Origin of the sequence: Companilactobacillus futsaii JCM 17355, from assembly GCF_001435505.1 — a bacterium.
Taxonomy (GTDB): domain Bacteria; phylum Bacillota; class Bacilli; order Lactobacillales; family Lactobacillaceae; genus Companilactobacillus; species Companilactobacillus futsaii.
Map to the genome: position 1 here is coordinate 1 of NZ_AZDO01000149.1, position 6,338 is coordinate 6,338.

The 6,338-nt window shown below is 33.4% G+C and carries 14 protein-coding genes; 8 read left to right on the forward strand and 6 right to left on the reverse strand.

What is annotated here, in order from left to right; translation table 11 throughout:
* Positions 1–39: 39 nt before the first annotated feature.
* Together FC88_RS12360 and FC88_RS12365 are read right to left on the reverse strand one after the other, a co-directional pair.
* The gene (locus FC88_RS12360; RefSeq protein WP_057816076.1) at positions 40–375 is read right to left on the reverse strand and encodes an Arm DNA-binding domain-containing protein; all 336 of its coding nucleotides are present in this window, start codon (positions 373–375) and stop codon (positions 40–42) included.
* 112 nt (positions 376–487) lie between these two features.
* Positions 488–919, reverse strand: a complete 432-nt coding sequence (locus FC88_RS12365; protein WP_162256557.1) for a FlgT C-terminal domain-containing protein — start codon at positions 917–919, stop codon at positions 488–490.
* Positions 920–1,355: 436 nt separating this feature from the next.
* Here FC88_RS12365 and FC88_RS12370 point away from each other — a divergent pair, with 436 nt between their 5' ends.
* Both FC88_RS12370 and FC88_RS12375 read left to right on the forward strand, forming a co-directional pair.
* On the forward strand, positions 1,356–1,577 hold the full coding sequence (locus FC88_RS12370; protein WP_057816079.1) for a hypothetical protein: 222 nt from the start codon (positions 1,356–1,358) through the stop codon (positions 1,575–1,577).
* Between the two features lie 17 nt (positions 1,578–1,594).
* A complete protein-coding gene (locus FC88_RS12375) occupies positions 1,595–1,813 on the forward strand; it encodes a hypothetical protein (protein WP_057816081.1) in 219 nt (72 codons plus the stop codon).
* Between the two features lie 77 nt (positions 1,814–1,890).
* On the opposite strand, the gene FC88_RS12380 is transcribed toward FC88_RS12375, so the two are convergent.
* Genes FC88_RS12380 through FC88_RS12395 form a run of 4 tightly spaced genes read right to left on the reverse strand, consistent with a single transcriptional unit; the run spans position 1,891 to position 3,814 of the window.
* Positions 1,891–2,559: a hypothetical protein gene (locus tag FC88_RS12380; protein ID WP_057816082.1), complete on the reverse strand. Its 669-nt coding sequence runs from the start codon at positions 2,557–2,559 to the stop codon at positions 1,891–1,893.
* A 1-nt stretch (position 2,560) separates the two neighbouring features.
* Positions 2,561–2,929 carry a hypothetical protein gene (locus FC88_RS12385; protein WP_057816084.1) on the reverse strand — a complete coding sequence of 123 codons (369 nt, stop codon included), beginning with the start codon at positions 2,927–2,929 and terminating at the stop codon, positions 2,561–2,563.
* Positions 2,930–2,985: 56 nt separating this feature from the next.
* The gene (locus FC88_RS12390; protein WP_057816086.1) at positions 2,986–3,408 is read right to left on the reverse strand and encodes an ImmA/IrrE family metallo-endopeptidase; all 423 of its coding nucleotides are present in this window, start codon (positions 3,406–3,408) and stop codon (positions 2,986–2,988) included.
* Positions 3,392–3,814 carry a helix-turn-helix domain-containing protein gene (locus tag FC88_RS12395; protein WP_057816088.1) on the reverse strand — a complete coding sequence of 141 codons (423 nt, stop codon included), beginning with the start codon at positions 3,812–3,814 and terminating at the stop codon, positions 3,392–3,394. Before FC88_RS12395 ends, FC88_RS12390 begins: the two co-directional genes overlap by 17 nt.
* Positions 3,815–3,968: 154 nt before the next feature.
* Here FC88_RS12395 and FC88_RS12400 point away from each other — a divergent pair, with 154 nt between their 5' ends.
* From FC88_RS12400 to FC88_RS12425, 6 genes are all read left to right on the forward strand, one after another.
* Complete coding sequence (locus FC88_RS12400; protein WP_057816090.1) at positions 3,969–4,199, forward strand: helix-turn-helix domain-containing protein; 231 nt, start codon at positions 3,969–3,971, stop codon at positions 4,197–4,199.
* A 76-nt stretch (positions 4,200–4,275) separates the two neighbouring features.
* A complete protein-coding gene (locus tag FC88_RS12405) occupies positions 4,276–4,779 on the forward strand; it encodes a hypothetical protein (RefSeq protein ID WP_057816092.1) in 504 nt (167 codons plus the stop codon).
* Positions 4,766–5,098, forward strand: a complete 333-nt coding sequence (locus tag FC88_RS12410) for a DUF771 domain-containing protein (protein ID WP_057816094.1) — start codon at positions 4,766–4,768, stop codon at positions 5,096–5,098. Before FC88_RS12405 ends, FC88_RS12410 begins: the two co-directional genes overlap by 14 nt.
* 2 nt (positions 5,099–5,100) lie before the next feature.
* Positions 5,101–5,334 carry a hypothetical protein gene (locus tag FC88_RS12415; RefSeq protein WP_057816096.1) on the forward strand — a complete coding sequence of 78 codons (234 nt, stop codon included), beginning with the start codon at positions 5,101–5,103 and terminating at the stop codon, positions 5,332–5,334.
* A gap of 12 nt (positions 5,335–5,346) precedes the next feature.
* Positions 5,347–5,598 carry a hypothetical protein gene (locus tag FC88_RS12420; RefSeq protein ID WP_057816098.1) on the forward strand — a complete coding sequence of 84 codons (252 nt, stop codon included), beginning with the start codon at positions 5,347–5,349 and terminating at the stop codon, positions 5,596–5,598.
* A gap of 180 nt (positions 5,599–5,778) precedes the next feature.
* The coding region (locus FC88_RS12425; protein WP_200951544.1) for a recombinase RecT at positions 5,779–6,338 on the forward strand (560 nt) is incomplete at its 3' end.

The following is a 6,338-nucleotide window of genomic DNA, read 5'->3' on the forward strand; positions in this document are numbered from 1 at the left end:
TGTTTTTTTATTTATTTTTTCTTAAGGTGGCTAACTTGATTATAAAATTCGCCTTTTATTAATATCTATTAATCTTTCATCTTTAAAATAATTTTTAATCATGCTAGCAACATTTTCATATCTGTTCATAGTCCCAATAGAAACATTAGTGATTCTGAATGTTTCATACCAATTAACGTAATAGTCATAGAAACTAATATCCTTTTTAGCCAAATCAGTTTTATCTTTTTCTAGTTCTAATTTCCTAGCCCATTCATTAGCTTGCATTTTAGTTTTGAAACTACCTGACTTAGTTTTGAATTTTCCTGTATTGACATCTTTAAACGAAACTCTAGCAAGCCATTTTCCATTATCCTTTTTAGTAATTGAAGCCATAACTAACACTCCTTAAAAATTCACCAGTTAAAACTGACATTTATATATTGCTTCATTAGTTCATTGGGGTACATATGTTCTTTTAACATTAAAAATAAAAAGCCGATTAAGGCTAATTTTCTTTCACAACCAGGTCACCGATTTGTATTGGTTTATTTGATTTTTTAAAGCTTCCTGTAATTTGAGATTTATCAACGTTTAAACGATCATGAACATAACGCTTTTTAAAAATGTCCATTTGAGAAGTACCTAATGCGTTTTGAAAAGATTCTGCATTGAACATCTCGGAAGAGCCAATTCCTGGTATCTCATGCATTTCAGAGTTTGCGATTGTCATATGAGGATATATTTCACTTGCAATGACTGTTGCTTTTAGATCATCCAGTGTGCCGAGAGATTCACCAGTTTCTGGATCAAGGACTTCGACGCCTTTTTTTCCAATTATTTGAAATTTATCGCCTTTTTTTATTCCATTATCCTCTCCAGCGTTTATTACTACTGAAGCAGTATCAATAATTTTGGCTATTCTCATTTCTTTACTCAATTTTATTATCATCCTTCTGTATTAATTGATTAAGTTTTATTCGAGATTCTAATTCGGATAATGACTCTGGAGGAATATAGGAAATCATTAATTTATTGAAATCCTGTTGTTGCTGAAATAGAAACTGAAACTTCAATATATCAACTTTGTCTTTATCGACCTGTTCAATTAATCCATCTTTGTTTTCCTTTAGTCGTTTATTTTCAATTATTAATTTTCTTATTTCATTTTCTTTCTTTTCAATATTGACATTCGATTTATATCTATCAATACAAGAATTGATGAATAGAGATACTAATAGTAATATTAGGGAGAGCTCAAAAATTTCGTATGCTAGGCTTTTACTGATCCAATTAGAAAAGTCGTGAAAAGCTGTAACTACCGCGATACAAGTTAACCAAGCTCCAATAATACGTGTAGTTCTAGGAGGAAAAATATGTTTAAAAAAAATAATGATGTCGTTGATGTAGATGCTACCAGCTCCTTTATTGATTCTTTAACATACTGGCAAGCTATTAACTTATGGGCTACCCTATTGGTAGCTAAAGATAAGGCCAAGAGTTTAAAGCAAGCTCGTAATGAAGCAGAGGTTAAATATTCTGATATAGATAAATTGAAATATGAATTAAACGAAGCACTTAACAGTCCAATTTATTGAAATCGAGGTTTGAATCATTGAGTGAAATATTTAAAATAGAAAGTTTAAATGATGTATTCAATTTACCTGAATCAGAAGAAATGTTATCAACAGTTGATGATAGACCGAATATAACAAAAGATGTCCTCATCCATTTACTAAAAGGTGGACCAGTTGTTGACTTATCTGATGGGGAGTACATACACTGGTTGCAACTCGATAAGAGTGCAATTGATTATATTAATAATTTAAGGTAGTCATGCCACAGCATGGCTATTTATATACCCAAAATTTGCTTCTTTTATTATTAAAAAAAGCCGTTTCCGGCTATTCATTAATTTAAGTTTAAAGTGATGTCATAATTGTGATCAGAGTTTTCATCTTCGTAATCATCAGTATCATAGTAAGCATCAAATTTAAGGCGTAAAGTCTTCATATCACTGATTTTACTTAGCTTTTCAATAGGAAAGAGGATATCACCTTGTTTTGTAACACCTTTGGAGATTTCTCCCGCCCAATTTTCTTTATAACCTTTTACAGTGTCAAGAACAGCATCTACTTGTTGTCCGTCGTTTGTTACTAAGGTACCTTGATCAGGATAAGTCGTAATGTCTCTGTTAGCTGCGACAATCATATGAATGATAATATAGCCCTCAGCTTTAGTATTTGAGTCATCATCTGAAGTGTATGGATTCAATTTGAATATAGATACCCTTGAGACTTTAATATTAGCTGGTTGCCAAGAATCATCATTAAATGAAACGTCATAAGATTTTTGATCTAAAATCTTGTGATTATCGTAATTGATATCTAAGGTATCTTTATTTGAAGATGATTTTGCACCTTTTTCTGTTTGCATTGTAGTATGTCCAGATGCCTTATTAGAAGTATCGTCATCAGATGAGCTTCCGCCACTACCAATCATTCCAAAGATAATAACAACTAGGACAACGACAATAAGCCAAAACCACCAAATTTTGTAGAACGGTTTATTATTTTTCATCTTAATTTACTGCCTTAGCGTTTTTTGAAGGGTGGTGTAAGAAAATAAATACAGTACCTACGATCAATACAACAATTGCAGGGAATGCCATTGCTGCTGAAAGTAGAAATAATGCACTGCCGATAATTCCCAATACTGGGCCAAAAATAGAAATGCTGTGTTGCTTACTTTGAATAAGAGCTATAACATTCACGATGATGCCGATAGCGGCCATAATGTAGAAAAATGTACCTGTTCCGCTAGTAAGATTAGTACCGCCAAATGCATCGCTAGCAGCAGTACTGAAGATTACTGGCCATGAGACAGCAAATAAAACGCAATTTACAATATCTAGTATCCCTGTCCAGATATTTATTTTTAGATTCTTCATTAGAAAAGTCCTCCCCTAAAATTCAGCTTTTAATGTCGTCAGTATTTGGACAAAAATCAGTTTCCTAAAAATGGTAATCCGTAATTATATCTTAAATCCTTGTAAGTATCAGGTAAATGACCATTCTCTTCTATATAAAGGTTAGTAACCACAGCCATAGCAAATGCATCCGCTTCACGTTCAGTTCTGCGTTCATGAACCTTATTTGATATGTAGTAGGCTGCTAAGCCTTTATGTTCAAGAACATGTCCAATTTCATGTGCCAAAACGAAATAGCGTTGATTTGAATATTTAATATTATTTGACATCATTACTACAGGTTGATCAAAGAAATAGACCGTTTTGGCCAATGGCTTTGGTAACAGTTCTTTCCATTGAATATCTAAATTTAGCTTGTCCGCCCAAGTGAAAGGATCAAAGGTGCCATACCTTTGGCCGATGGTGAAGACAAGCTTATTTAAATCACTTGTTTTCCCCATTTTTCTTTGCTTCCTTTGCCTTAATCTTTTTAAGTTTTTCCCAAAAAATTTGAGTCATGGCAATTTCAACTTTTTCTTTTTCCTCTTTAGTTAAGTCCTCACCATCGAAAGTCATTCCCCCCTCGGAATTTTCGTCAATGAAATTTCTAAGTTCAAGAGTGTCTTTTTTTGTTGCCCAAGCGGGAGTTTGAGAAATGCCAAGCAAATAATCAGCGGTAACATTAAAAAATTTGGAGATAAGTTTGATTTCATCAGAAGATATTTTTCGTTTACCATTTTCCAATCTGCTTAAAGATGTTCTATCTATATTTAAGTATGAAGCAAGCGTTTCTTGACTAATTTTATTTTGTTCACGTAAATTAGTAATTCTTTTACCAATATCATATAAATTATGTGAGCTATTCATAGGCATAACTTCCTTTACAGCTTGATATTATCATGTGCAAATATTGCACGCAATAAAAAGTGAGAAAAAAACACTAAAACATATTGACAGTGAGAAAAATGCACACTATAATGAATTTATCAAGTGAGATATTCTCACACTAGGAGGTGAAAAAATGTTAGATTTAAAAAAGATAAGAGATAGAAGAATTAAAAAAGGTATTTCTCAAGAAGAAATGGCCAAAGCAATAGGACGCTACTCTAGAACTACTTACACACGTATTGAAAACGGTGAGGTATCTCTTAAGGCTAGTGAATTAGAAGCATTGGCTAAGGCTCTAGATGTACCCATCAATTATTTTTTTGATGACAATAGTGAGAAAAACTCACACAAGATGCTTACTTAAATCTTGATAACTAAATTATATTAAAAGCCCGCCTGTCAAAGTTAGACATTTTGGATAGGCAAAGGGGGTGAGAAAAATGAATAATGTAAATATTTTCCAAGAACTTGAAGACTTGAGATACCGCAAAAACGTAAGTCAACGTAAGATTGCAATTTTATGCAATGTAAAACCAGCGTCTGCTGGCGAGTGGTTCACAAAGCACCATGTTGATGATAAATATTTATGGATAATTGCTAATTCAGAGTATGGCGATGATCGTTTCTTACTAGCACTTCTATGCTACGAGTTAAGACTACCAAGCTCTTATCTAAATTCTTTAAGAAAGAATAGAGAAGACAGCCTAGCTGATCTAATTGGAGCGCAGCAAGAGGACAGTGAAAGTGACACAGCAATTATCAATCTAATGAACTTACTAAGCCTTGAGATTCCTAATAAAAAGGAAATCGGAAGTAATTCGTTAGAACTATTCGATACAGGTTTGAAGATGATTTTATCTGCTACAAATATTTTAAAGAGCGAAGGTATTTCGGTACCCGAAGCCTTACTAGAAAGGAGAGAAGTAAACAATGCAAGAGCCTAAAACAATGATGATTGATTTTGGTAACGGACTAGAAACTTATGTTTTAACTCCAATAGATGAATATAACGAACAACAAGCCGAAAAATCTAAGGATCACACGTTTGAAAATCTTTCATGGGCGCTCAAAACTACGGGAATTAAGTCAAGAAACACTCTAATTCCAAAACTTGAGCGATACCGAGATCAACTTGATGTTGATAATGGCGGTTGCGTTTACTTTCCCGAAGCTAGAAGAAAACCTTGGAAGTTTTATCCAAAAGAATTCAAGCAATTTATTGAACGACACAAAAAGGAGTTTATGAAAGCGGAGGTAATTTAAATATGTTTGATCCAGAAGAATATAAACGTCAAAGAAAGTTAGCAAAGAGTTCTTTCAAAATTGAACAAGTACCAGAAAAAACACTGTTGATGATTAAACAAGGATATTCAAATATGGAAGAATCATTTGACACTCAAATCCCTGAAGAACTTATTTTCGAATGGTCGGAAGCTGATCTAAAGGCCAAGTTGATTCGTTCAGAGCAAGACAAATACACATACAGATTCACATTTTAGGAGGTGATACAGATGGTTACATCAGATGCAATTTTTGGCTTTGGGATGTTTATCGTGATCGGTTTAGGAATTGGTTCAGTTGTCGAAGAAGAAGGCGGTTTTCTTAATTTGTTTGATATTGATGATAAGAAACGTAAATCAGTTCAGAAGTTTTGGAAGAAATTGACCGGCTCAATCTTTGGTAAGAATGAAGAAACTAATACGGATACCTATACGCAACATACACCAGAGGTCATAAAAAAAGACTCCCTATCCACAAAATAGAGAGTCCAAGGTATTACAAAATATTTATACATTTATTTTAACACGTTAAGAGGAATTTGAAATGGGCAATTTTGATAGTTGGCTATCTGATGAAGATAGCGTTATTAAGGCTGATTCTTATTACGAAGAGAAAGCCAAGGAAGACGATATTAAAGCAGACAGAGCGGAGGAATTTTAATTATGAAGGACTTAGCAAGAATACCAGTTAAAGAGTTAGTTAGATCAGATACGATTAAGAGCAAATTCAATGATGTTTTAGGTAAGAGAGCACCACAATTCATTTCCTCAATCGTGAATATTGTTAATAGTAATCAAGATTTAAAGAACGTTGATCAGACAAGTGTTATTTCATCGGCACTAGTAGCAGCATCTTTAGATTTACCGATTAATCAAAACTTTGGATATATGTATTTGGTTCCATATAGTGGTAAAGCTCAACCTCAAATGGGTTATAAAGGCTACATTCAATTGGCTCAACGTTCTGGACAATACAAGCGATTAAATGCCATTTCGGTCTATAAAGATGAATTTCATGGATGGAATCCATTGACTGAAGAACTTAACTATACGCCAGCATTTAGAGATAGAGACAAGGATGAACAGCCTATTGGATACGTTGGTAGTTTCAAATTGCTTAACGGGTTTGAAAAGACAGTATTTTGGACACATTCAATGATTGATGATCACCGTCAAAAATTCTCAAAAATGTCAGGTAAACAACAGCCTTCCGGAGTTTGGGC

Coding starts and splice junctions, on each gene's coding strand:
- FC88_RS12360 (WP_057816076.1), bottom strand. CDS start 375: ATGGCTTCAATTACTAAAAAGGATAATGGAAAATGGCTTGCTAGAGTT.
- FC88_RS12370 (WP_057816079.1), top strand. CDS start 1,356: ATGTTTAAAAAAAATAATGATGTCGTTGATGTAGATGCTACCAGCTCC.
- FC88_RS12380 (WP_057816082.1), bottom strand. CDS start 2,559: ATGAAAAATAATAAACCGTTCTACAAAATTTGGTGGTTTTGGCTTATT.
- FC88_RS12385 (WP_057816084.1), bottom strand. CDS start 2,929: ATGAAGAATCTAAAAATAAATATCTGGACAGGGATACTAGATATTGTA.
- FC88_RS12390 (WP_057816086.1), bottom strand. CDS start 3,408: ATGGGGAAAACAAGTGATTTAAATAAGCTTGTCTTCACCATCGGCCAA.
- FC88_RS12395 (WP_057816088.1), bottom strand. CDS start 3,814: ATGAATAGCTCACATAATTTATATGATATTGGTAAAAGAATTACTAAT.
- FC88_RS12400 (WP_057816090.1), top strand. CDS start 3,969: ATGTTAGATTTAAAAAAGATAAGAGATAGAAGAATTAAAAAAGGTATT.
- FC88_RS12405 (WP_057816092.1), top strand. CDS start 4,276: ATGAATAATGTAAATATTTTCCAAGAACTTGAAGACTTGAGATACCGC.
- FC88_RS12410 (WP_057816094.1), top strand. CDS start 4,766: ATGCAAGAGCCTAAAACAATGATGATTGATTTTGGTAACGGACTAGAA.
- FC88_RS12415 (WP_057816096.1), top strand. CDS start 5,101: ATGTTTGATCCAGAAGAATATAAACGTCAAAGAAAGTTAGCAAAGAGT.
- FC88_RS12420 (WP_057816098.1), top strand. CDS start 5,347: ATGGTTACATCAGATGCAATTTTTGGCTTTGGGATGTTTATCGTGATC.